This window comes from Pseudoblastomonas marina (assembly GCF_034374265.1).
Taxonomy (GTDB): Bacteria; Pseudomonadota; Alphaproteobacteria; order Sphingomonadales; family Sphingomonadaceae; genus Alteriqipengyuania_A; species Alteriqipengyuania_A marina.
Window position 1 is genome coordinate 1,458,961 of the sequence record NZ_CP139718.1, and the last position, 21,323, is coordinate 1,480,283.

At 65.6% G+C, this 21,323-nt stretch carries 23 protein-coding genes and 1 tRNA gene; 10 read left to right on the plus strand and 14 right to left on the minus strand.

Annotation, left to right across the window (positions count from 1 at the left end; all coding sequences use genetic code 11):
• Nucleotides 1-36: 36 nt before the first annotated feature.
• Nucleotides 37-126, minus strand: a tRNA-Ser gene (locus T8S45_RS07205).
• Between the two features lie 164 nt (nucleotides 127-290).
• On the opposite strand from T8S45_RS07205, the gene hspQ reads away from it, so the two are divergent.
• Entirely contained in the window at nucleotides 291-674 is a 384-nt protein-coding gene (hspQ, locus tag T8S45_RS07210; RefSeq protein WP_188642239.1) for a heat shock protein HspQ, read from the plus strand.
• Nucleotides 675-688: 14 nt separating this feature from the next.
• On the opposite strand, the gene T8S45_RS07215 is transcribed toward hspQ, so the two are convergent.
• Complete coding sequence (locus tag T8S45_RS07215; protein WP_188642240.1) at nucleotides 689-1,567, minus strand: ABC transporter permease; 879 nt, start codon at nucleotides 1,565-1,567, stop codon at nucleotides 689-691.
• Nucleotides 1,568-1,654: 87 nt separating this feature from the next.
• Here T8S45_RS07215 and T8S45_RS07220 point away from each other — a divergent pair, with 87 nt between their 5' ends.
• A complete protein-coding gene (locus T8S45_RS07220; protein WP_322293249.1) occupies nucleotides 1,655-2,377 on the plus strand; it encodes a GcrA family cell cycle regulator in 723 nt (240 codons plus the stop codon).
• A gap of 61 nt (nucleotides 2,378-2,438) precedes the next feature.
• On the plus strand, nucleotides 2,439-2,972 hold the full coding sequence (locus T8S45_RS07225) for a DUF1993 domain-containing protein (protein ID WP_322293250.1): 534 nt from the start codon (nucleotides 2,439-2,441) through the stop codon (nucleotides 2,970-2,972).
• Here T8S45_RS07225 and T8S45_RS07230 read toward each other — a convergent pair.
• Entirely contained in the window at nucleotides 2,969-3,649 is a 681-nt protein-coding gene (locus T8S45_RS07230; RefSeq protein ID WP_322293251.1) for a spermidine synthase family protein, read from the minus strand. The two genes, T8S45_RS07225 and T8S45_RS07230, sit on opposite strands and share 4 nt — an antisense overlap.
• 90 nt (nucleotides 3,650-3,739) lie before the next feature.
• Here T8S45_RS07230 and T8S45_RS07235 point away from each other — a divergent pair, with 90 nt between their 5' ends.
• Nucleotides 3,740-4,879, plus strand: a complete 1,140-nt coding sequence (locus tag T8S45_RS07235) for an alanine racemase (protein WP_322293252.1) — start codon at nucleotides 3,740-3,742, stop codon at nucleotides 4,877-4,879.
• A 66-nt stretch (nucleotides 4,880-4,945) separates the two neighbouring features.
• On the opposite strand, the gene pnp is transcribed toward T8S45_RS07235, so the two are convergent.
• The 5 genes from pnp to T8S45_RS07260 all read right to left on the minus strand — a co-directional run bounded on the left by pnp (nucleotide 4,946) and on the right by T8S45_RS07260 (nucleotide 9,971).
• On the minus strand, nucleotides 4,946-7,234 hold the full coding sequence (gene pnp, locus T8S45_RS07240; protein WP_322293253.1) for a polyribonucleotide nucleotidyltransferase: 2,289 nt from the start codon (nucleotides 7,232-7,234) through the stop codon (nucleotides 4,946-4,948).
• A 176-nt stretch (nucleotides 7,235-7,410) separates the two neighbouring features.
• Nucleotides 7,411-7,680 (minus strand): 30S ribosomal protein S15, encoded by a 270-nt coding sequence (rpsO, locus tag T8S45_RS07245; RefSeq protein ID WP_188642246.1) that lies wholly within the window; start codon nucleotides 7,678-7,680, stop codon nucleotides 7,411-7,413.
• 5 nt (nucleotides 7,681-7,685) lie between these two features.
• Entirely contained in the window at nucleotides 7,686-8,675 is a 990-nt protein-coding gene (gene truB, locus T8S45_RS07250) for a tRNA pseudouridine(55) synthase TruB (protein WP_322293254.1), read from the minus strand.
• Complete coding sequence (locus T8S45_RS07255) at nucleotides 8,675-9,352, minus strand: site-2 protease family protein (protein WP_322293255.1); 678 nt, start codon at nucleotides 9,350-9,352, stop codon at nucleotides 8,675-8,677. Before T8S45_RS07255 ends, truB begins: the two co-directional genes overlap by 1 nt.
• Nucleotides 9,353-9,395: 43 nt before the next feature.
• Complete coding sequence (locus T8S45_RS07260; RefSeq protein ID WP_322293256.1) at nucleotides 9,396-9,971, minus strand: thymidine kinase; 576 nt, start codon at nucleotides 9,969-9,971, stop codon at nucleotides 9,396-9,398.
• A 170-nt stretch (nucleotides 9,972-10,141) separates the two neighbouring features.
• On the opposite strand from T8S45_RS07260, the gene T8S45_RS07265 reads away from it, so the two are divergent.
• Nucleotides 10,142-11,782, plus strand: coding sequence for an AbgT family transporter (locus T8S45_RS07265; protein WP_322293257.1), 1,641 nt, complete (start codon nucleotides 10,142-10,144; stop codon nucleotides 11,780-11,782).
• Nucleotides 11,783-11,828: 46 nt separating this feature from the next.
• Here the strand turns inward: T8S45_RS07265 and rbfA are convergent, their stop codons facing one another.
• From rbfA to pspF, 6 genes are all read right to left on the minus strand, one after another.
• Nucleotides 11,829-12,224, minus strand: coding sequence for a 30S ribosome-binding factor RbfA (rbfA, locus tag T8S45_RS07270; protein WP_322293258.1), 396 nt, complete (start codon nucleotides 12,222-12,224; stop codon nucleotides 11,829-11,831).
• Between the two features lie 135 nt (nucleotides 12,225-12,359).
• Nucleotides 12,360-14,900 carry a translation initiation factor IF-2 gene (gene infB, locus T8S45_RS07275; protein ID WP_322293259.1) on the minus strand — a complete coding sequence of 847 codons (2,541 nt, stop codon included), beginning with the start codon at nucleotides 14,898-14,900 and terminating at the stop codon, nucleotides 12,360-12,362.
• 5 nt (nucleotides 14,901-14,905) lie between these two features.
• The gene (locus tag T8S45_RS07280) at nucleotides 14,906-15,655 is read right to left on the minus strand and encodes a DUF448 domain-containing protein (RefSeq protein WP_322293260.1); all 750 of its coding nucleotides are present in this window, start codon (nucleotides 15,653-15,655) and stop codon (nucleotides 14,906-14,908) included.
• Nucleotides 15,636-17,336: a transcription termination factor NusA gene (gene nusA / locus T8S45_RS07285; RefSeq protein ID WP_188642255.1), complete on the minus strand. Its 1,701-nt coding sequence runs from the start codon at nucleotides 17,334-17,336 to the stop codon at nucleotides 15,636-15,638. The genes T8S45_RS07280 and nusA overlap by 20 nt, the downstream gene beginning before the upstream one ends.
• Nucleotides 17,337-17,338: 2 nt before the next feature.
• Entirely contained in the window at nucleotides 17,339-17,905 is a 567-nt protein-coding gene (gene rimP, locus T8S45_RS07290; RefSeq protein WP_188642256.1) for a ribosome maturation protein RimP, read from the minus strand.
• 133 nt (nucleotides 17,906-18,038) lie between these two features.
• Entirely contained in the window at nucleotides 18,039-19,067 is a 1,029-nt protein-coding gene (gene pspF, locus T8S45_RS07295) for a phage shock protein operon transcriptional activator (protein WP_322293261.1), read from the minus strand.
• A 166-nt stretch (nucleotides 19,068-19,233) separates the two neighbouring features.
• Between pspF and T8S45_RS07300 the strand changes: the two genes are divergently transcribed.
• Genes T8S45_RS07300 through T8S45_RS07320 form a run of 5 tightly spaced genes read left to right on the plus strand, consistent with a single transcriptional unit; the run spans nucleotide 19,234 to nucleotide 21,307 of the window.
• Nucleotides 19,234-19,392, plus strand: a complete 159-nt coding sequence (locus tag T8S45_RS07300) for a hypothetical protein (protein ID WP_188642258.1) — start codon at nucleotides 19,234-19,236, stop codon at nucleotides 19,390-19,392.
• The gene (gene pspA / locus T8S45_RS07305; RefSeq protein WP_188642259.1) at nucleotides 19,389-20,285 is read left to right on the plus strand and encodes a phage shock protein PspA; all 897 of its coding nucleotides are present in this window, start codon (nucleotides 19,389-19,391) and stop codon (nucleotides 20,283-20,285) included. Before T8S45_RS07300 ends, pspA begins: the two co-directional genes overlap by 4 nt.
• Before the next feature lie 3 nt (nucleotides 20,286-20,288).
• Nucleotides 20,289-20,594, plus strand: a complete 306-nt coding sequence (pspB, locus tag T8S45_RS07310) for an envelope stress response membrane protein PspB (protein ID WP_188642260.1) — start codon at nucleotides 20,289-20,291, stop codon at nucleotides 20,592-20,594.
• Complete coding sequence (gene pspC, locus T8S45_RS07315) at nucleotides 20,591-20,968, plus strand: envelope stress response membrane protein PspC (protein ID WP_188642261.1); 378 nt, start codon at nucleotides 20,591-20,593, stop codon at nucleotides 20,966-20,968. The genes pspB and pspC overlap by 4 nt, the downstream gene beginning before the upstream one ends.
• A gap of 24 nt (nucleotides 20,969-20,992) precedes the next feature.
• On the plus strand, nucleotides 20,993-21,307 hold the full coding sequence (locus T8S45_RS07320; RefSeq protein ID WP_188642262.1) for a hypothetical protein: 315 nt from the start codon (nucleotides 20,993-20,995) through the stop codon (nucleotides 21,305-21,307).
• Nucleotides 21,308-21,323: the final 16 nt, after the last annotated feature.

Here is a 21,323-nt window from a genome sequence, read left to right on the forward strand (position 1 = left end):
CAAGGGGCTAGTCGGGAACGGCTGGAAAGAGCCCGATGGCGGAGAGGGTGGGATTCGAACCCACGGTACGGTCACCCGCACACTGCATTTCGAGTGCAGCGCATTCGACCACTCTGCCACCTCTCCGTATCGGTGCATCGAGGGCGCCTGGCGCCCGGTCGAACGAAGCGGCGCGGTTAGCCGAAGGCCGGGACCTTGCCAACCCCGTTTTCAGGTCGCGGCGCGCTTTTTCGGGGGATGGGCCTGCGGTGTTCATTGTAGCGCCACGGGGGCATACCTATATTTTGACCATGAGCGATCGTTCGATCTTCTTTTCGCCAACCGCCGGACGCAGTGTCGATGCGCCGATGCGCAATGTCGCGCGCTATTCGATCGGCGACGTCCTGCGCCACCGTCTGTTCGATTTCCGCGGCGTGGTGTTCGATATCGACCCGGTCTTCGCCAACAGCGACGAATGGTACGAGGCGATCCCCGAAAACCTTCGCCCGAAGAAGGACCAGCCTTTCTACCACCTGCTCGCCGAGAACGAGGACAGCAGCTACGTCGCCTATGTCAGCCAGCAGAACCTCGTGTTCGACGGCGATAGCGGCCCGGTGGACCACCCCAACGTCGCCGAGATCTTCGAGGAATTCACCGGCAGCAAGTATCGCCTGCGCCGTTCGATGACCCACTGAGCCGGAATTCAGCTTCAGGACCGAATCTTCCACCCGCTCTTGAGCAGGCGGTAGGTCAGGTAGCCAAGCGCCGCATTGAACGCGAGCAGGCCGAGCGCCGCCCAGGCGACGTGCGACGCGTCGCCGATATCGCTCTGGCCGAGGAAGCCGTAACGAAAGCCCGAGATCACGTAGAAGAACGGGTTCGCGCGGCTGATCGCCTGGAACAGCGGGGCGAGGTTCTGGATCGTGTAGAACGTCCCCGACAGCAGCGTCAGCGGCGAAATGATGAAATTGGTCACCGCCGCATTGTGATCGAATTTCTCCGCCCACATGCTCGTTATCAGCCCGGCGAAGCTGAGCAGCAGCGCGCCCATCAGTCCGAACCACACGATCGCCCACGGATGCGGAGCAGCCAGTTCGACGCCCGGATAGAAGGCCATCGCCAGCGCTACCGCGCCGCCGACGAGGATCGCGCGGGTCATCGCCGCACCGACGATCGCGAGCATCATCTCGGCCTCGGACAGCGGCGGCATCAAATAGTCGACGATGGTCCCCTGGATCTTGCCCACCAGCAGGCCGAAGCTCGAATTGGCGAAGGCATTGTTCATCATGCCCATCGCGATCAGGCCGGGCGCGACGAAGGTCGCGAAGTTGACGCCGAGGATTTCGCGCTCGCCGCGGCCGAAGGCGACGGTGAAGATGACCAGGAACAGCAAAGTGGTGAGCGCGGGGGCCCAGATCGTCTGCGTCTGCACCTTGAAGAAGCGGCGCACCTCCTTCATATAGAGCGTCCACAGCCCGCGCCGGTTTATCCGGCCGATCTGGGGCACTCCCCTTTCGGGAAACGCAGCGCCCGTCGCCTCGTTCGATGAGACGGAAACCGGCGCGCTGTTTTCGGGTTGGGAAGACATGGCACTCGCGACTAAACGCGCGGCCGAAACGAAGCAAGCCGCGTCCAAGGCACCGAAAATGGGCGCGACACAGATTACGGGACTTTCATGGCAGTCAGCTGGACCGACGAACGCATCGCGACGCTCAAGAAGATGTGGGAGGGCGGATCGACCGCCTCGCAGATCGCCGACGAACTGGGCGGCGTGTCGCGCAATGCCGTGATTGGCAAGGCGCACCGCCTGGGGCTCAAGTCGCGCCCCTCGCCGGTGAAGGCGAACGACAAGCCCAAGGCCAAGAAGGCCGCACCTGCCAAGAAGGCGGCGGCCAAGACCGCCGCAAAGAAGGCCGCGCCCGCCAAGAAGGCGGCGCCTGCGACCAAGCAGCCGACCAAGCCCGATCCGGCCCCCGCTCCGGCGCCGACCCCGGCTCCTGCGGCGGCGAAGGCCGATGCGAGTGGCACGTCGCAGCCGATCCCCAACCGCGCGCCCGACCTGCCCAAGATCGTGTCCTACGGGCCCGGTGGCTTCCTGCGCCAGGGCCCGGGCGACCAGCAGGCGCCGATCCCGCCCGCACCGCCGCGCCGCCGCGTGCCGGCCAAGCCGAGCCCCGAGATCGCCGACAAGACGAGCCTGCTCGACCTCAACGACCGAATCTGCCGCTGGCCGATGGGCCACCCCGGCGAACCCGATTTCCATTTCTGCGGAGCGAAGGTGAACCCCGGGTTCCCCTATTGCGTCGAGCATTGCGGCCGGGCCTATCAGGCGCAGCTGCCGCGCGGCGCGCGCCGTCCCCCGCCGCCCCTGCCCTTCGGCGGTCCGCGGGTCCGCTGACCAACACCTTTCAGAAGGCCCGCCGGTGCAGATCGGCGGGCCTTTTCATTTGGAGAAACCCATGGCCTTCGACCTTTACGCCGCCTTCGTACCGACCACCCGCCAACTGCTAGGCGCGCTACCGGGCGTGATCGCCAAGGCGGAGGAATTCGTCGCCGAGAACAATTGCAGCGATGCCGAGCTGATCGAGGCGCGGCTGGCCGACGACATGTGGCCGCTGCCGTGGCACGTCCGCTCGTGCTGGATGCACAGCGCCTATGCGCTCGATCAGCTGGCGGGGACCGAGTTCACGCCCGATTTCACGAGTATCCCCGACAGCTGGGACGCGATGCGCGCGATGATCGCCGAAGCGGAGGACCGGCTCGCCGATGCGACTCCCGAGGCGGTCAATTCCATCGCCGAACGCAAGATCGATTTCGTGCTCGGCGGCGAAACGCGCTTCACCGTGCCCGGCGAACGTTTCCTGCTCGGCTTCAACCTGCCAAATTTCCAGTTCCACGCGACGACCTTCTACGACATCCTGCGGATGAAGGGCGTGCCGCTGTCGAAGCGCGACTATATGGGCAATCCGGCAGGCCCGATGTTCCAGTCCTAGGCGTTGCGCGCGAACCAGATCGTGTGGCGCGGGCCCTTGTTGTTGGGCCGTGCGCGCACTTCGCGCACCTCGACGTCGAAGCCCGCATCCTTGAGCCGCTTGGTGAACTTGTGATCGGGCGCCGCCGACCACACCGACAGGATCCCGCCGGGATTGAGCGCCTCGCGCGCCTTGGCGAGACCGGTGCGGGTGTAGATCCGGCTGTTTTGATCGCGCACGATCCCGTCGGGACCGTTGTCGACATCGAGCAGGATCGCATCGAATTTTTCACAGGTACCGTCATTAGCGTCGTCGATCAGCGCCGCCACGTCGCAGATCACGACCTCTCCGCGCGGGTCGTCGAGCGTATTGCCCGTGAGGTGCTGGAGCGGCCCTTTCGCCCAGTCGAGGATTTCGGGCACGATTTCGGCGACGACCAACTCTCCGTCCTCGCCCACCGCCGCGAGCGCGGCGCGATAGGTGAAGCCCATGCCATAGCCGCCGATCAGCACGCGCGGGTCCTTGGCGTCGAGTTCCGCCAGCGCCAGCACCGCGAGCTGCTCCTCGGAAAACTGCATCCGCGTGCCCATCAGCTCGTCACGCCCGAGCATGATGATGAAATCGCGCCCGTGGCTGACGAGGGTGAGCGTGTCTCCGCCGGGTATTTCTGCAGTGGCAATGGTTTCGCGGGGGAGCATGGACGGCTTTCTCCGATATTTGGTCGCTTATCTCCCGGCGCGGCCAGTCCGGTTTGATCGACAATTCGAACCGTCTAGACAGACGCTGACATGACGCAACCCAGCATCGCAACCATCCGCACCCCGTGCCTGCTCCTCGATGAGGGCAAGATGCAGCGAAACATCGACCGGATGGCCGAACGAGCGCGGAGCCTAGGCGTCGGCCTGCGACCGCATCTCAAGACCTGCAAGTCGATCGAGATCGCGGACCGGATGGTGCCGCGCCTCAAGGGCCCGGCAACGGTTTCTACCCTTGCCGAGGCGGAAGAATTCGCCGCATCCGGATTCAACGACCTGCTCTACGCAGTGGGCATCGCACCGCAAAAGCTCGACCGCGTAACCGCGATCCGGGCCTCTGGCTGCGACCTCGCCATCATCCTCGACAGCCTCGAACAGGCGGAGGCCGTGGCAGCGGCATCGCGAGCGTCGGACGATCCCATTCCGGTGCTCATCGAGATCGACAGCGACGGGCATCGTGCCGGTGTGCGCCCGGACGACGCGCAGCTGGTCGGGATCGGAAAGGAGCTCGACCAAGGCGGTGCCGAACTGCGCGGCGTGATGACCCATGCCGGCGGCAGCTACGACGCTGCCGGAGCCGATCGCCATGCCGAATGGGCGGAGCGCGAGCGCGATGCGGCCGTCGCCGCCGCCGAGCGATTGCGCAAAGCCGGGCTCCCCTGCCCCGTGGTCAGCGTCGGATCGACGCCTACCGCAATGGGCGCGCGCGATCTTACCGGCGTCACCGAACTGAGGGCCGGGGTATACGTATTCCAAGATCTCGTCATGGCGGGCATCGGAGTCTGCACGCTCGACGAGATCGCGATTTCCGTGCTCGCCACGGTCGTCGGCGCGCGACCGGATCGCGGGCAGGTTTTCGTCGATGCAGGATGGATGGCGCTGTCGCGCGACCGCGGAACCCGGAACCAGGATGTCGACCAGGGCTATGGACTGGTGTGCAGAGAGGACGGCAGGCCGTTCGATGACCTGATCATTGCCGGTGCCAACCAGGAGCACGGCGTGATCGAAGTCAGGCCGGCTTCCGACGCCCTCATGCCGGACCTTCCGATCGGCACGCGCATCCGTATCCTCCCCAACCACGCCTGCGCGACAGCCGCGCAGCATGCGGAGTACCGGGTGCTCGACGGAGGAACGTCGGTGGTCGAAACCTGGCCCCGCTTCGGAGGGTGGTAGGCTGACAAGAAAAAAGGCCGCGGAAATTGCTTTCCGCGGCCTTTCATCGATTGGTTCGGGGGACGATCAGTCCTTGAGGAAGTCCGGCACGTGGCTGTCGCCGCCGCCGTTGCCACCCTCGGAGCCGCCGCGACCGCCACGGTCGCCGCCACGGCCACGGCCACCGCCGTCACGACCGCCGCGCGGGCCACGACGATCGCCACCGCGACCACCACCGCCACTACGCGGTTCACGCGGCGGACGGGTGTCTTCGAGCTCTTCGCCGGTTTCCTGGTCGACGACGCGCATCGACAGGCGGACCTTGCCACGCTGGTCGATCTCGAGGACCTTGACCTTAACTTCCTGGCCTTCGGAGACGACGTCGGTCGGCTTCTCGACCCGCTCGTTCTTCATTTCGGAGACGTGGACGAGGCCGTCCTTGCCACCCATGAAGTTCACGAACGCACCGAAATCGACGATGTTGACGACCTTGCCGGTGTAGATCTTGCCAACTTCGGCTTCCTCGACGATGCCTTCGATCCACTTCTTCGCGGCTTCGATTTCATCGGCGTTGGAGGAGCTGATCTTGATCGTGCCTTCGTCGTCGATGTCGACCTTGGCACCGGTTTCGGCGACGATCTCGCGGATCACCTTGCCGCCCGTGCCGATCACGTCGCGGATCTTCGACTTGTCGATCTGCATGGTCTCGATGCGCGGCGCGTGCTTGGAAACGCCCGAACGCGAGGAACCGAGCGCCTTCGACATTTCGCCGAGGATGTGCGCACGGCCGGCCTTCGCCTGCTCGAGCGCCTTGCCCATGATTTCCTTGGTGATCCCGGCGACCTTGATGTCCATCTGGAGCGAGGTGATGCCCTTCTCCGAACCGGCGACCTTGAAGTCCATGTCGCCGAGATGGTCCTCGTCACCGAGGATGTCCGACAGCACGGCGAAGTCTTCGCCTTCGAGGATCAGGCCCATCGCGATGCCCGAGACCGGGCGTTCGATCGGCACGCCGGCGTCCATCATCGACAGACAGCCGCCGCAGACGGTCGCCATCGAGCTCGAGCCGTTCGACTCGGTGATGTCCGACAGGATGCGGATCGTGTAGGGGAAGTCCTCGTGATCGGGCAGCACCGGGTGCAGCGCGCGCCAGGCGAGCTTGCCGTGTCCGGTCTCGCGGCGGCTGGTGAAGCCGAAGCGACCCACTTCGCCGACCGAATAGGGCGGGAAATTGTAGTGCAGCATGAAGGGCGAGTAGCTCAGGCCTTCGAGGCCGTCGATCATCTGCTCGGCGTCCTTGGTGCCCAGCGTGGTGGTGCAGATCGCCTGCGTCTCACCGCGCGTGAACAGTGCCGAACCATGCGTGCGGGGCAGCAGGCCGACCATCGCCTCGATCGGGCGGACCTGGTCGAGCTTGCGGCCGTCGATGCGCTGGCCGTCCTTGAGGATGGCGCCGCGGACGATTTCGGCTTCGAGCTTCTTGACCGCCTTGCCGGCCGTCATCTGGGTCTGGCCGTCTTCCTCGGCGTAGGCTTCCTTGGCCTTGGCGCGCGCTGCGTTGAGCGCATCCGAGCGGGCCGACTTGTCGGTCAGCTTGTAGGCCGCGGCGATATCGTCGCCGACGAGACCGCGCAGCTTTTCCTTGATCGCGGCGGAATCGTCCGAGGTGTCGATTTCCCACGGTTCCTTGGCCGCCTGTTCGGCGAGATCGACGATCGCGCCGATGACCTTCTTGGATTCCTCGTGCGCGAACATTACGGCGCCGAGCATTTCCTCTTCGGTCAGTTCCTTGGCTTCGGATTCGACCATCATCACCGCATCGTTGGTGGCGGCGACGACGAGGTCGAGGCGACCTTCTTCGTCGAGCGCACTCGAAAGCGACGGGTTGAGTTCGTATTCGCCATTGCGGAAACCGACGCGCGCGGCGCCGATCGGGCCCATGAAGGGCACGCCCGAGATGGTCAGCGCGGCCGAAGCGGCGATCATCGCGACGATATCGGGTTCGGTCTCGCCGTCATACGACAGGACCTGGCAGATGACGTTGATTTCGTTGTAGAAGCCTTCCGGGAACAGCGGCCGCACCGGGCGGTCGATCAGGCGGGAGGTCAGCGTTTCCTTCTCCGTCGCGCGGCCTTCGCGCTTGAAGAAGCCGCCCGGGATGCGCCCGGCGGAGGAGAACTTTTCCTGGTAGTGCACGGTCAGCGGGAAGAAGTCCTGCCCTTCGCGCACGCTCTTGGCGGCGGTCACGGCGCACAGCACCACGGTTTCGCCATAGGTGGCCAGCACGGCGCCGTCGGCCTGACGGGCGATCTGGCCGGTTTCGAGGGTGAGGGTCTTTCCGCCCCACTCGATCGATACGGTTTTCTTGTCGAACATGTATTTTCCTAAATGACCCGCCGCGCCTGATTGCGTCGGCGGGGCCTACTGCCGGGGATACCGTCCCGGTCCGGTGCGGGGCGTTTTCCTGTGCCCCAATAGTCCCTTCGCCGGATTGCGATGGAACCGGATGCGAAAGAGGCGGCCCTTTGTGGGAGCCGCCTCTCGCGAAACTCTTATTTGCGCAGACCCAGCTTCTGGATCAGGCTGTTGTAGCGCTCCAGATCCTTGCGCTTGAGATAGGCAAGGAGGTTGCGGCGCTTGTTGACCATCATCAGGAGCCCGCGACGCGAGTGGTTGTCCTTGTGGTGGTCCTTGAAGTGCTCCGTCAGGTTGCGGATGCGCTCGGTCAGGATCGCGACCTGGACTTCCGGCGAACCGGTATCGCCCTTGTTGGTGGCGTTGTCCTTGATGATTTCCGTTTTCTTCTCGGCGGTGACCGACATTCCATTTACTCCGCGGTATCCGGTAGGTTGAAACCCCGGACGACCCTCGTCGTCCCGCCTTCGAGTTCGACCAGCGCCACCGGCACGTCAGCGTGGGTGGCGCAGTAGAGCCCGTCGGATTGGGGCATTCCGGAAAGGACCCGGCCCTGGCGGACCGCCTGCGCGTCTTCCGGGTCGAGGGAAAGGGCCGGGATACCGTCCAGCCCCGCCTCTAGCGGCAGGAGTAGGTCTTCAAGGCTCGCGCGCTTAGCGTTTTCGTCGAGGATGTCCAGCGAAATCGCCTGTCGCTCGGTGAAAGGACCGGCCTTGGTCCGGCGCAGATAGGTGACGTGACCGACCGTTCCAAGCGCATGTGCGATATCCCGTGCCAGCGAGCGGATGTATGTCCCCTTCGAGACGCTCGCGACCAGCGTCACCGCCTCGGCCAGCTCGAGCGGGGCCGAGGGATCGTAGGGGTCGGGCCGCCCGGCGGTGGTGGCGAAGGCGCTCGGCTCGATCTCGTTGAAGTCGCGCTCGCCGCCCGCGAAGCCCAGCGAATGAACCGTGACCTTGCGCGTCGCGAGTTCGACCTCCTCGCCCTTGCGCGCGAGGTCGTAAGCGCGCTTCCCGTCGACCTTGAGCGCCGAGTATTTGGGCGGGACCTGCGCGATCTCTCCGGTGAAATGTTCGAGCACCGCCGAGATCGCGGCCATCGGCGGGCGACGATCGGAGCGGCGCACGACCGAGCCCTCGGCATCGAGCGTGTCGGTCTCTTCGCCGAACTGGAGCGTGAATTCGTAGGTCTTGTCGCTGTCGAGCATGCGGCCGGCGAGCTTGGTCGCCTCGCCCAGCGCGATCGGCAGCACGCCTTCGGCGAGCGGATCGAGCGTGCCGCCATGGCCGACCTTGGCCTTGGGCAGGCCGCTCTCCCGGATCGCGCGTTTGACCTTGCCGACCGCCTGGGTCGAACCCAAGCCGCGCGGCTTGTCGAGGATCAGCCAGCCGTTCAATGCCATCAGCCGGCCACCAGCTGCGCGATGAACAGCGCGACTTCGCGGAACTGGCCGAGCACCCAGTCGAGCGGCGGGCCGATCGTGCGTTCGAGGATGCGCCATTCGGGGAAGGCCCAGATGACGATGACCAACGCGACGAAGACGAGGATGCCGGCCTTCTGGAATTTGGCATACTGCGCCGCCATCGACCGCGGCAGCAGGCCTTCGAGGATGTGCGAACCGTCGAAGGGCGGGATCGGCAGCAGGTTGAACAGCGCGAGGAAGGCGTTGATCAGGACGAAATAGGAGAACACCGTGATCGCGGTTTCGTTCACCCCCGCGAGCCCGACATAGAGTCCGAAGGCGATCGCCCCGAGAAAGCCGAGCAGGATGTTGGTCCCCGGCCCCGCTGCGGCGACCGCCATCATCCCGTAGCGCGGATTGTCGAGCCGGTCCTTGCGCACCGGCACCGGCTTGGCCCAGCCGAAGATCGGCCCGCCGGTGAGCGCGAGCGCACCGGGCACCAGCAGCGTACCGATCGGATCGATATGCCGGAGCGGGTTGAGCGACAGGCGGCGCTGCTCCTTGGCGGTCGGATCGCCGAGCGCGAGCGCGGTCCAGCCATGCGCGACTTCATGGAACACGATCGCGACGACGAGGCACGGGATCAGGATCGCCGCGATAAGGAGGGTGTCTGTCATGCGAGGCTAGATAGGGTGGGTTGGGCGAATACCCAATGCCGGATCAAGCCAAGGCCTCGCTGAAGTGCTTGCGGCAAAGCGCGACGTAGCGGTCGTTGCCGCCGATCTCGGTCTGCGCGCCGGCCTTGACCGCCCGGCCCGCCTCGTCGACGCGCAGATTCATCGTCGCCTTGCGCCCGCATTTGCAGACCGATTTCAGCTCGACCAGCGAGTCCGCGATACCGAGCAGCGCCGCGCTGCCCGGGAACAGCTCGCCCTGGAAATCGGTGCGCAAACCGTAGCACAGCACCGGTATCCCGCCCTTGTCGGCTAGCCGCGCGAGCTGCCAGGCCTGGTCGCGGGTGAGGAATTGCGCCTCGTCGACCAGCACGCAGGCGAGCGGCTCCTCGCCATGTTCGCGCAGGACATGTCCCTCAATATCGGTGGAGGCATCGAAACGGTGCGCGTCGCTCGACAGGCCGATGCGGCTGCTGATCGCGCCGAAGCCGGGCCGGTCGTCGATCGCCGCGGTCCACAGCGACACGCGCATGTCGCGCTCGCCATAATTGAATGCGGCCTGCAGCAGGTTCGAGCTCTTCCCCGCGTTCATGCTGGCATAGTAAAAATAGAGCTTGGCCAAGCGCCGCATCCCCGTTGGTGATGATCCCGTCGAGCCCCCTATGGGCCGAGCCACCGCCGTTCGACAAGCGCCGGGGGAACCGCTGTGGGAAACTGGCCGTTCACCTACGCGACAGACCGCCGTGGCGATGCTAGGCGGGATACGAGGGAAAAATCGAAGGGGAATACCGCATGGCAGACGCCGCCACCGCCACGCCGGATGCACCGGACCAGACAGGTTTTCTCGGCTGGGTCGAACGGACAGGCAATCGCCTCCCCGATCCTGTCTTCATCTTCTTCTACCTGATCATCGCACTGGTCGTGGTTTCGGTAGCCTGCGCCTTGCTCGGCGTTTCCGCGGTACACCCGACCGAAGTGGACGATGCGACGGGCAGCAATGCGGTGATCGCCGCGGTCAGCCTGTTGTCGGCCGAGAACATCCAGCGGCTGTGGGTCGAAATGCCCGCCACCTTCACCCACTTCCATCCGCTCGGCTACGTGCTGGTGGTGATGCTGGGCGCGGGCGTGGCGGAACGCTCAGGCTTCTTCGCCGCCGGCATGGCCAAGGCGGTCAAGGCCGCGCCAAAGGCGCTGCTGACGCCGGTGGTCGCGCTGGTCGCAATGCTCGGTAACCACGCCGCCGATGCCGGTTACGTCGTGCTGATCCCGCTCGCGGGAATCCTGTTCGCCGCCGCCGGACGCCATCCGCTCGCGGGCATCGCCGCCGCCTTCGCCGGGGTTTCGGGCGGGTTCTCGGCCAATATCTCCCCCGGCCAGCTCGACGCCCTGCTGTTCGGGATCACCGAGGAAGCGGTGGGCGCCTCCGCGCTCGACCCGCTGTGGACCGCGAACATTGCGGGTAACTGGTACTTCATCAGCGCGATGACGCTGATCTTCCTGCCGATCATCTGGTACGTCACCGACAAGATCATCGAGCCGCGCCTCGGCCCGTGGAAGGGTGGCGCGCAGGCGGGAATGGACGACGACACCAGCCCCGACCCGACCGAGCATGACGGCGCGCTCGCCTCGAAGGGCCTGCGCCATGCGGGCCTCGCCGCACTGGGCGTGATCGCGCTGTGGTTGCTGATGACCTTCGCACCCGGCACGCCGCTCATCGACGAGGCGGCCTGCCTGACCGAAGCCGGAGCGCCGGTGGCCGATTGCTCGATCCACACCCAGCTTTCCCCGCTCTATCGCAGCCTCGTCGCCGGGTTCTTCATCCTCTTCCTTGCGACCGGCTGGGCCTATGGCCGCGCGGTCGGCACGATCAAGACCCACAAGGACTTGGTCGAGATGATGGCACAGGCGATGAAGGACATGGGCTACTACCTCGTCCTCGCCTTCGCCGCGGCGCATTTCGTGGCGATGTTCGGCTGGTCCAACCTCGGTCTGATCACCGCGGTGCACGGCGCCGCCGGGATCGAGAGCACCGGGCTGCCGCTGCCGCTGGTACTCGGCCTGATGGTGATCTTCGCCGCCGTGCTGAACCTGTTCGTGGGCTCGGCCTCGGCCAAATGGGCGCTGCTCGCGCCGATCCTGGTGCCGATGCTGATGCTGCTCGGGATCAGCCCCGAGGGCGCGACCGCGGCCTATCGCGTGGGCGACAGCGCGACCAACATCATCACCCCGCTGATGGTGTATTTTCCGCTGATCCTGGTGTTCGCGCAGCGCTGGCAGAAGAGCTTCGGGCTCGGCAGCCTGACCGCGATGATGCTGCCCTATTCGATCTGGCTGCTCGTCAGCGGCACGCTGCTGATCGTGGCGTGGTTCTACCTCGGCATCCCGCTGGGGCCGGATGCGCCGGTGAGCTACGCGCTGCCGGGCGGGCAGTAGGAGATAGTCGTCTTTCCCGCGAAAGCGGGGATGACGGAATGTGTGGTTAGTCCTCGTCCAGATCCCGCTTCACGCGCGGGTCGTCGAGCAGGCTTTCTATCCGGTTGGCCTCGTCGAAGCTCTCGTCGGCGCGGAATTGCAGCTTGGGCGCGAATTTGAGGCCGAGCCGCTGGGCGACTTCCTTCTGGAAGAATGCGGTGTTGGTGCGCAGCGCCTTGAGCGCCGCGGCCTCGTCCTCGCCCAATAGCGGCTTCACATAGACCTTGGCCTGCCGCAGGTCGGGCGACATCCGCACTTCGGTGACCGAGATATTGGTCGCGCGCAGCACATCGTCATGCGCCTCTCCGCGCGCGAGCAGCTCGGACAGGATATGCCGAACCCGCTCGCCTACCTTGAGGACGCGGACCGATTGCTGTTCGGGGGTCGATGCGTTCTTAGCCATAGGTTTCCTCCCCTTCCGCCTGCGGGAGGGGCGGCGAGACTTGGGCTTGTCTCGCAAGTCCTAGTCGCAGCGGGGTGGGCTCTCGCGAGCCCATGCCCACCCCCGCCCCCTCCCGCGTGCGGGAGGGGAGACTGATCAAAGCGTCCGTTCCTGCTCGTTCACCTCGAACACCTCGAGCTGGTCGCCCGGCTTGATGTCGTTGGTATCCTCGAGCACCACGCCGCATTCGAGGCCCGAGCGGACTTCGTCCACATCGTCCTTGAAGCGCCGCAGCGAGGCGATGGTCGTCGCCGAGACGATGACGTCGTCGCGGGTGAGACGCGCGTGGAGCCCCTTGCGGATGACGCCCTCGACCACCAGCAGGCCGGCCGCCTTGTCTTTCTTGCCGGACTTGAAGACTTCCTTGACCTCGGCACGGCCCATGACGTTCTCGACCTTGAGCGGCCCGAGTTCGCCGAGCATCTCCTTGGTGATCTCGTCGGTCAGGTGATAGATCACGTCGTGATACATCATCCGCACGCCGTCGCGTTTCACCAGTTCGCGCGCCTTCGGGTTCGGACGCACGTTGAAGCCGATGATCGGCGCCTTCGAGGCGGCCGCCAGCGTGACGTCGCTTTCGGTGATCGCACCCACGCCCGCATGCAGCACGCGGACCTTGATGTCGTCGTTCGACAGGTTGTGCAGCGCGGTGGTGATCGCCTCGACCGAGCCCTTGACGTCGGCCTTCACCAGCACCGGGAATTCAACGACGTTCGACTGCATGTTGTTGAACATGGTGTCGAAATTGGTCGGCGCGAGCGCGGTGCGGCTCTCGGTCGCCTTGGCCTGGCGGAACTCGGCGACCTCGCGGGCGCGCTGTTCGTTCTCGACCACGGTGAGCTGCTCGCCGGCATCGGGGACGCCGCCGAGACCGAGCACCTCGACCGGGGTCGACGGACCGGCTTCCTTCACCTGCTTGCCTTGGTCGTTGACCAGCGCGCGCACGCGGCCGCTTTCGGTGCCGACGACGAAGGTGTCGCCGCGCTTGAGCGTGCCGCGCGTGACGAGCACGGTAGCGACCGGGCCGCGGCCCTTGTCGAGCTGCGCTTCGACCACGGTGGCTTCGGCCGCGCGATCGGGGCGCGCCTTCAGTTCGAGCAGTTCGGCCTGGAGGTTGATCGCATCGATCAGCTTGTCGAGATTGGTGCCCTCTTTCGCGGACACTTCGACGTCCTGCACGTCGCCCGACATCGCCTCGACGATGATTTCGTGTTCGAGCAGGCGCTCGCGGATCTTCTGCGGGTTGGCCTCCGGCTTGTCGATCTTGTTGATCGCGACGATGATCGGCGTGTCGGCCGCCTTGGCGTGGCTGATCGCCTCGATCGTCTGCGGCATGATGCCGTCATCGGCCGCGACCACCAGAACCACGATATCGGTCACGTTGGCGCCGCGCTGGCGCATCTCGGTGAACGCGGCGTGGCCCGGCGTGTCGAGCACGGTGATCTGCTGCTTGTCCTTGGTCGTGATCTGGTAGGCGCCGATATGCTGGGTGATGCCCCCGGCCTCGCCCTTGGTCACGTTGGTCTTGCGCAGCGCGTCGAGCAGGCTGGTCTTGCCGTGGTCGACATGGCCCATGACCGCGACCACCGGGGCACGCGGCTTGAGCGTGTCTTCCGGATCCTCGTCCTCGGTCGGCACGATATCGATATCGGCTTCGGAAACGCGCTCGATATTGTGGCCGAATTCCTCGACCAGCAACTCGGCGGTGTCCTGGTCGATCGTCTGGTTGACGGTCACCATCATGCCCATGTTGAACAGCGCCTTCACGAGGTCGGCACCCTTCTCGGCCATGCGGTTGGCGAGTTCCTGCACCGTGATCGCATCGGGCACGACCACGTCGCGGACCTGCTTCTCGCGCGGCTTGCTCGGGCCGCCCTGCGCGCGGCGTTCCTTCTCGCGTGCACGCTTCAATGCGGCGAGCGAACGGGCGCGACGGCCCTCGTCCTCGTTGAGCGCCTTGGTCACGGTCAGCTTGCCCGAGCGGCGCTTGTCCTTGCCGCCACCGGCAGCGCGCGCGGGCTTCTTCTCTTCCTTCTTCGCCGGGCGCTTGGGCTCGGGGCGCGCAACCGGCGTGAACTTGCGCGGCGCAGGACCCTTGCTCTCGCTTTCGTCCGAGGCGGCGGCGGAGGCATCGGCCTTCGCTTCGGCTGCGGCGGTCTGTTCTTCCTGCTCGCGTTCGGCGTCTTCCTTGGCCTGCTGGTCGGCCTGTTCCTTGGCCTCTTCCTTTGCCTTGGCCTTGTTCTCGGCGCGCTGCTTTTCCTCTTCCTCGCGTTCCTTGGCCTTGCGCTCGTCGCGCTTGCGGGCCTCTTCGGCGAGACGCAGGCGGTCTTCCTCGGCCTCGCGCTGCATGCGCGCGACGCGTTCCTGCGGTGTTTCCGCATCGGGCGCGGGCTTCTTGGGCGCAGGCTTCTTGGCCGCGGGCGCAGGTGTCGGCGCGGGCGCGGGGGCCGGTTCGGGCGTCGCTTCGGGCGCAGGCGTCGGTGCAGGCTCTTCGCCCGGCTTGACCAGCTTGCGGCGGCGCTTGACCTCGACCGCGACCTTGTTGGTGCGACCGTGGCTGAAGGTCTGCTTGACCTCGCCCGGCTGACTGCCCTTGAGGGTCAGCGGCTTGCGGGCTGGTTTCTTGTCGTCACTCATCTCGGTCAAACTTCCTTCATCACATTCTTTTCGTCGTCGGCGGTGTGTTCCGCACCGCCCGGGTGCGGCGCAGCGGCACCGCGAAATCGGTTGAGGCGGCCAAAAGCCGTCGCGACGCGCGCAGCGGCTCCTGCATCGACCAGCGCCAGGTGGACGACGTTCGCCCGGCCCAATGCCACAGACAACGCCTCGCGGTCCAGCGGCAAGCGTTCGCCTTTCAACGCCGAACCTTCCGCGTCGCTGCCGACGCGCCAGGCCTGATCGAGCTTTGCGGTCCCGTCCGCCGAGGCATCGGCCGCGTGGCCGAGCCAGCGGACTTCGCCACCGCGCGCCGCGGCGGCGATCTTTTCGGTACCCAAGATTAGGTGTCCTGCGCGCATTTCCAAGCCCAGCCGGTCATTCAGGCTGCGTAGCAGCCCCTTTTCGATCCGTTCGGGCAGGTCGTCGGGCACGTTCAGCGGCGCGCCCTTGAACGCGCGCGCCAAGGCGCTTCGCAGGCGCTTCTTCGCGATCGCCTGCTCGAGCTCGGCGCGCGACACGCCGATCCAGGCGCCGCGACCGGGCGCCTTGGCCTGGGCATCGAACAGCACGTCGCCATCGGGCGAGATGGCAAGGCGCAGCAATTCGTCGCGCGCACCGTGCTCGCCCGAAAGGATGCACTTCCTTTCGGGGCAGGATTTCGCGGACCCGGAATTGCCGGGTCGCGCGTCTTCAGCGATGTCGGACGTCAGGCGCTCATTGGGTGGAGTCCGCATCGGCGGCCTCCTGTGTGGTTTCCTCGGCCTCGGTGGCCTCGGCGGGAGCGGCCTCGGCAGGAGCCGGGGCGGCCTCTTCCTCGTCGTCGAACCAGTGGGCGCGGGCGGCCATGATGATCTCGTTGCCCTGCTCTTCGGTCAGGCCGTATTCGCCGAGCACGCCGCCCTTGTCCTGCTCGCGCTGCGGACGATCGCGGCGCAGCGGCGGGCCGTCGGCGGTCGGGCTCTGGCGGCGACGCGGCGCTTCGCGCTTCTTCGCGATCAGCTCGTCGGTGGCGAGGTCGGCCAGATCGTCGAGCGTCTTGATCCCGGCCTTGCCAAGCACGACCAGCATGCCTTCGGTGAGGTGCGGTATATCGGCGAGGTCGTCCTCGACGCCCAGCTCGCGGCGTTCGGCGCGATAGGCCTCTTCCTGACGCTCGATCGCTTCCTTGGCACGGTTCTGGAGTTCTTCGGCGAGGTCTTCGTCGAAGCCCTCGATCGAAGCCAGTTCCTCGAGCGGGACGTAGGCGACTTCTTCGAGCTCGACGAAGCCTTCGGCGACGAGCAGCTGCGACAGCGTCTCGTCGACGTCGAGTTCGTTCTCGAACATGTTCGAGCGTTCGGAGAATTCCTTCTGCCGCTTCTCGCTCGCTTCCTCGTCGGTCATGATGTCGATCTGGTGACCGGTGAGCTGGCTGGCGAGGCGCACGTTCTGGCCGCGGCGGCCGATCGCGAGCGAAAGCTGATCGTCGGGCACGACCACTTCGATCCGGCTCTCTTCCTCGTCGAGCACGACGCGGCTGACGGTGGCCGGCTGCAGCGCGTTGACGACGAAGGTCGCGATGTCCTCGCTCCACGGGATGATGTCGATCTTCTCGCCCTGCAGTTCCTGCACGACGGCCTGGACGCGGCTGCCCTTCATGCCGACGCAGGCGCCGACCGGGTCGATCGAGCTGTCATACGAGATGACGCCGATCTTGGCGCGGCTGCCCGGATCGCGGGCGGCGGCCTTGATCTCGATGATGCCGTCGTAGATCTCGGGCACTTCCTGCGCGAACAGCTTGCGCATGAAATCGGGGTGCGCGCGCGACAGGAAGATCTGCGGCCCGCGATTGTTGCGTTCGACCTTGGTGATCAGCGCGCGGATACGCTCGCCGACGCGGGCGGCTTCGCGCGGGATCTGCTGGTCGCGGCGAATGACGCCCTCGGCGCGGCCGAGATTGACGATCACGTGGCCGAATTCGACCGACTTGATCACGCCGGTGATGACTTCGCCGGCGCGGTCCTTGAATTCCTCGTACTGGCGCTCGCGCTCGGCATCGCGGACCTTCTGGAAGATCACCTGCTTGGCGGCCTGCGCATCGATGCGGCCGAGATCGACCGGGGGCAGCGGGTCGACGATGTAGTCGCCGAGCTGCGCGCCGTCCTCGAGCTTCTGCGCCTGCTTGAGGTCGACCTGCTTGAAGTAGTCCTCGACTTCTTCGACGACCTCGACGACGCGCCACAGGCGGAGGTCGCCGGTCTGCGGGTCGAGCTTGGCACGGATGTCGTTTTCGGCGCCGTAACGGTTGCGCGCGCTCTTCTGGATCGCCTCCTCCATCGCCTCGATCACGATCGACTTGTCGATCATCTTCTCGGTCGCGACGGCGTTGGCGATCGCGAGCAGTTCGGCGCGGTTGGCGGAAATCGGGCTTGCCATTGTCAGTCCTGTTCCTCGTTGGACGTGTCTTCGATGATTTCGTCGGCGCCGCTCGTATCGAGCGGCTGGGTCGCGGCGATCAGCCTGTCGGTGAGAACGAGCTTCGCGCTGTGAATCTGTTCGCGGTCGATCCGGGCCTCGCCCGCCTTGGCATCTTCTATCACGACCGTGTCGCCTTCGATGCCCTTCAACTCGCCCTTGTAGGTGCGCTGGCCGTCATAGCCCTTGACCATGCTGATCTTGGCCTCGTGTCCGGCCCAGTCGGCGAAATCCTTCGCGCGGGTCAGCGGACGGTCGATCCCGGGCGAGCTGACTTCGAGGTGGTAATGCCCCTCGACCAGCACCTCGCCCTCTTCCTCGAGCGCGTCGAGCTTGGCCGAGATGCGGCGCGACAGCGCGGCGCACTGCTCGATCACCAGCTGGCCGGTCGCCGGATCCTCGGCCATGACCTGGAGCGCGACGCCGCCGTCGCCGGCTTCGGACGCCATCGTCTTCACGCGCACGAGGTCGAATCCGAGCGCTTGCGCTTCGGGTTCGATCACTTCGGTCAGGCGTGCCAGATCGGCCATTCGTTCTCCGGTTTCGGACATCCGAAGCGGCAAAGGCGGTTTCGGCCGGCCCCTCGCGGCGCCAGCCCCTCCAGTGTCGCGACAATGTCGGGATGCGGGCTAGATAGGGGCGTGTAGCGCCAAAGGCAAGCGCCTAATCCTGCTTCTCCGCGAGGCCGTGTTTCTTGATGCAGTGGCGCAGCTGGTCGTAGCTCAGGCCGAGCGCCTCGGCGGTCTTGCGCTGGTTCCAGCGGTTCTTGCCGAGCGCATGTTCGAGGATCGCGCGCTCGTGCGAATCGACCGCGTTGCGCAAATCGTCGATATCGTCGTAGCGCGGCTTGGCGGAGGCGACCCTCGCGCGCGGCGCCGCTTCGCGGTGCGCTTCGTCCTTGCGCTCGCCGAGCGGCTTCCACGGACTGTCGAACGGATCGAACTGAACGTGCCCGATCGGCTCGTCCCAGTCGTCCCAGCGATAGACCGCGCGCTCGACTACATTGCGCAGCTCGCGCACATTCCCCGGCCAGGCATAGTCCTCGAGCTGCTGCATCACGTGGGGCGCGAATCCCGGCCAGTTGTCCCAATGCAATTCGGCCGCCATCCGCCGGGCGAAGAATTCGGCGAGCACCACGATATCGCCCTCGCGGGCGCGTAGCGGGGGAAGCGTGATGACCTCGAAACTCAGCCGGTCGAGCAGGTCGGCGCGGAACCTGCCCTGCTCGGCCAGCTTGGGAAGGTCCTCGTTGGTCGCGGCGACGATGCGGACGTCGACCCGGGTCGGGCGCGAGGAACCGATCCGGGTGACCTCGCCGTATTCGACCGCGCGCAACAGGCGCTCCTGCGCGCCCATCGACAGCGTGCCGAGCTCGTCGAGGAACAGCGTGCCCTTGTCGGCCTCCTCGAAGCGGCCTTCGCGCGAGCGGGTCGCGCCGGTGAAGGCGCCCGCCTCGTGGCCGAACAGCTCGGCCTCGATCAGCGTTTCGGGGAGCGCGGCGCAATTCATGATCACCAGCGGCTCCTCCCACCGGTTCGAGAGGCGATGGAGGCGCTCGGCGATCAGCTCCTTGCCCGTCCCGCGCTCGCCGACGACCAGCACCGGGCGCAGCATCGGGGCGGCGCGGCTGGCGCGTTCGACCGCGTCGAGAAAGGCCCCCGACTGGCCGATGAATTGGGTGTCCCGTTCCATGGGTTACAGCCATAGTGAAAAACCCCAACACTTGGCAATATACCCCAACGTCGTTTTCGACGAACGACATGGAAACCGCGCAATTCCGCGCTTTTCCGCGTTTGGCACAGAGATTGCTAATATGTGAACAACACCAATGCAAACCCTGGACGAAGGAAAAACCGCCATGAAAACCCGCCAGCTTCAGCCGACGCGCAGCAAGCTCGATGGGGCGATCGTCGCCAGCATTCTCGCGACGCTGGGCGTGAACCTGTTCTACATCGCCGGACAGATGCAGGCGGCCCCCGTCTTTGCCATCCTTCCGGGTACCGGGGCGCTGGCATGAGCGACGAGAGCCCCCTCGGTCCCGTCGGCAAGGCCAAGCGCCAGAGCCGCATCGATGCGGAAATCGAACGCATCCGCCGTTCGCCCGAACCGACCCGCGACAAGATGACCGCGGGCGACTGGCTCGACGGCGACAAGGTCCGCCAGAAATTCAACAACTTCCAATCCTCGGGAGCACCCCTAATGGGAATTTTCAACCGTGCGCGCGATATCTTCGCCGCCAATTTCAACGACATGCTCGACAAGGCGGATGATCCCTCGAAGATGATCCGAATGATCATCATGGAGATGGAGGAGACGCTGGTCGAAGTCCGCGCCTCCGCCGCCCGGACGATCGCCGATCAGAAGGAAATGCACCGCCACACGGTCAAGCTCGACAAGCTCCAGGCCGACTGGGCCGAAAAGGCCCAGCTCGCGCTGTCGAAGGACCGCGAAGACCTCGCCCGCGCGGCGCTGGTCGAGAAGAAGAAGGCGTCCGACATGTCGGCCCAGCTCAAGGAAGAGATCGCGGTGCTCGACGATGCGCTGCGCGCCTACGAACAGGACATCCAGAAGCTGCAGGGCCGGTTGCGCGAAGCCCGCAGCCGCCAGTCCTCGATCGCCGCGCGCCTCGAAAGCGCGGAAAACCGCGTCAAGCTGCGCAGCCTGATGACCAACGAGCGCGTCGACGATGCACTGACCCGCTTCGACCAGCTCGAACGTCGCGTCGACTACGCCGAGGGCCGCGCCGACGCGCTCAAGATCGCCGACGGTTCGGACAAGCCGAGCCTCGCCGACGAGATCTCCGCGCTCGAGGGCCAGGACGCGATCGACGACGAACTCGCCGAAATGAAGAAATTGCTTGGCCACGGAGACAGCGCGGCAGGCGACAAAGAACAGAAGAAAGAGGACTGACCCGTGGAAGAAGTAGCAGGAATCCTGATCGTCGCGACGCTTTTCGTCGCACTGCCTTGGCTGATCCTCCACTACGTCACGAAGTGGAAGACCTCCGCCACCATCACCACCGACGACGAGGTTTTGCTCGAGGAGCTCTACAACCTTGCCAAGCGGCTCGACGAACGGATGGACACCGTCGAACGTCTCGTCGCCGCCGATAACCCCGAATACGACGCTCCCAAGCTGATCGCCGACCAGGAACGCGACAACCAGCAACTGCGCGAGCTCGACCGACTGCTCGCCGAGAAGGAAAGGACCGCCCGATGAACAGCCCCCGCACTACGCTCTACCGCGACAAGCAGAACGGCAAGATCATGGGTGTTTGCGCCGGGATCGCCGACTACACCGGGATCAACGCGTTCTGGGTCCGTATGGCTGTCATCATTACCCTCTTCGCAGGCATGGGCGTCATACTTCCGGCGTATTTCATCGCCGGGTTCCTGCTGAACAAAAAGCCCCCGCATCTCTATGTCGACCAGGACGAGACCCGTTACTGGCAGCGTGTCCGCCAGAGTCCGAAGCGCACCGCGCGCGAGATCCGCGCCCAGATGCGCGACGTCGATCGCCGGCTGGCCAAGGTCGAGCACTTCTACGTGAGCGACAACCGCCAGCTCAGCGCCGAAATCGAACAGCTGCGCTGAGCGCACGGAAGGGACTGATACGAAATGGATACCGGAACACTTGCCCTGCTGATCCCGATCATCGGCGTGTCGATCCCGATCGTCGCGATCTGGACCAAGCATCGCAAGGACGTCTTGCAGATGGAGATCGAGGCGACCTCGACCCAGACCGCCGAGAAGGCCGCGCAATATGCGAGCCGCGTGCAGGAGCTCGAGGACCGGGTTCAGGTGCTCGAACGGATCGTCACCGATCGCGGCTACAATGTCGCGACCCAGATCGAGGCGCTGCGCGACCAGCGCCGGGTCGACGAGAACGACAGCGGCGTGGCGCTCGACACCGACAAGCAGCACGCACGCTAGAACACGGAAGGAAGAG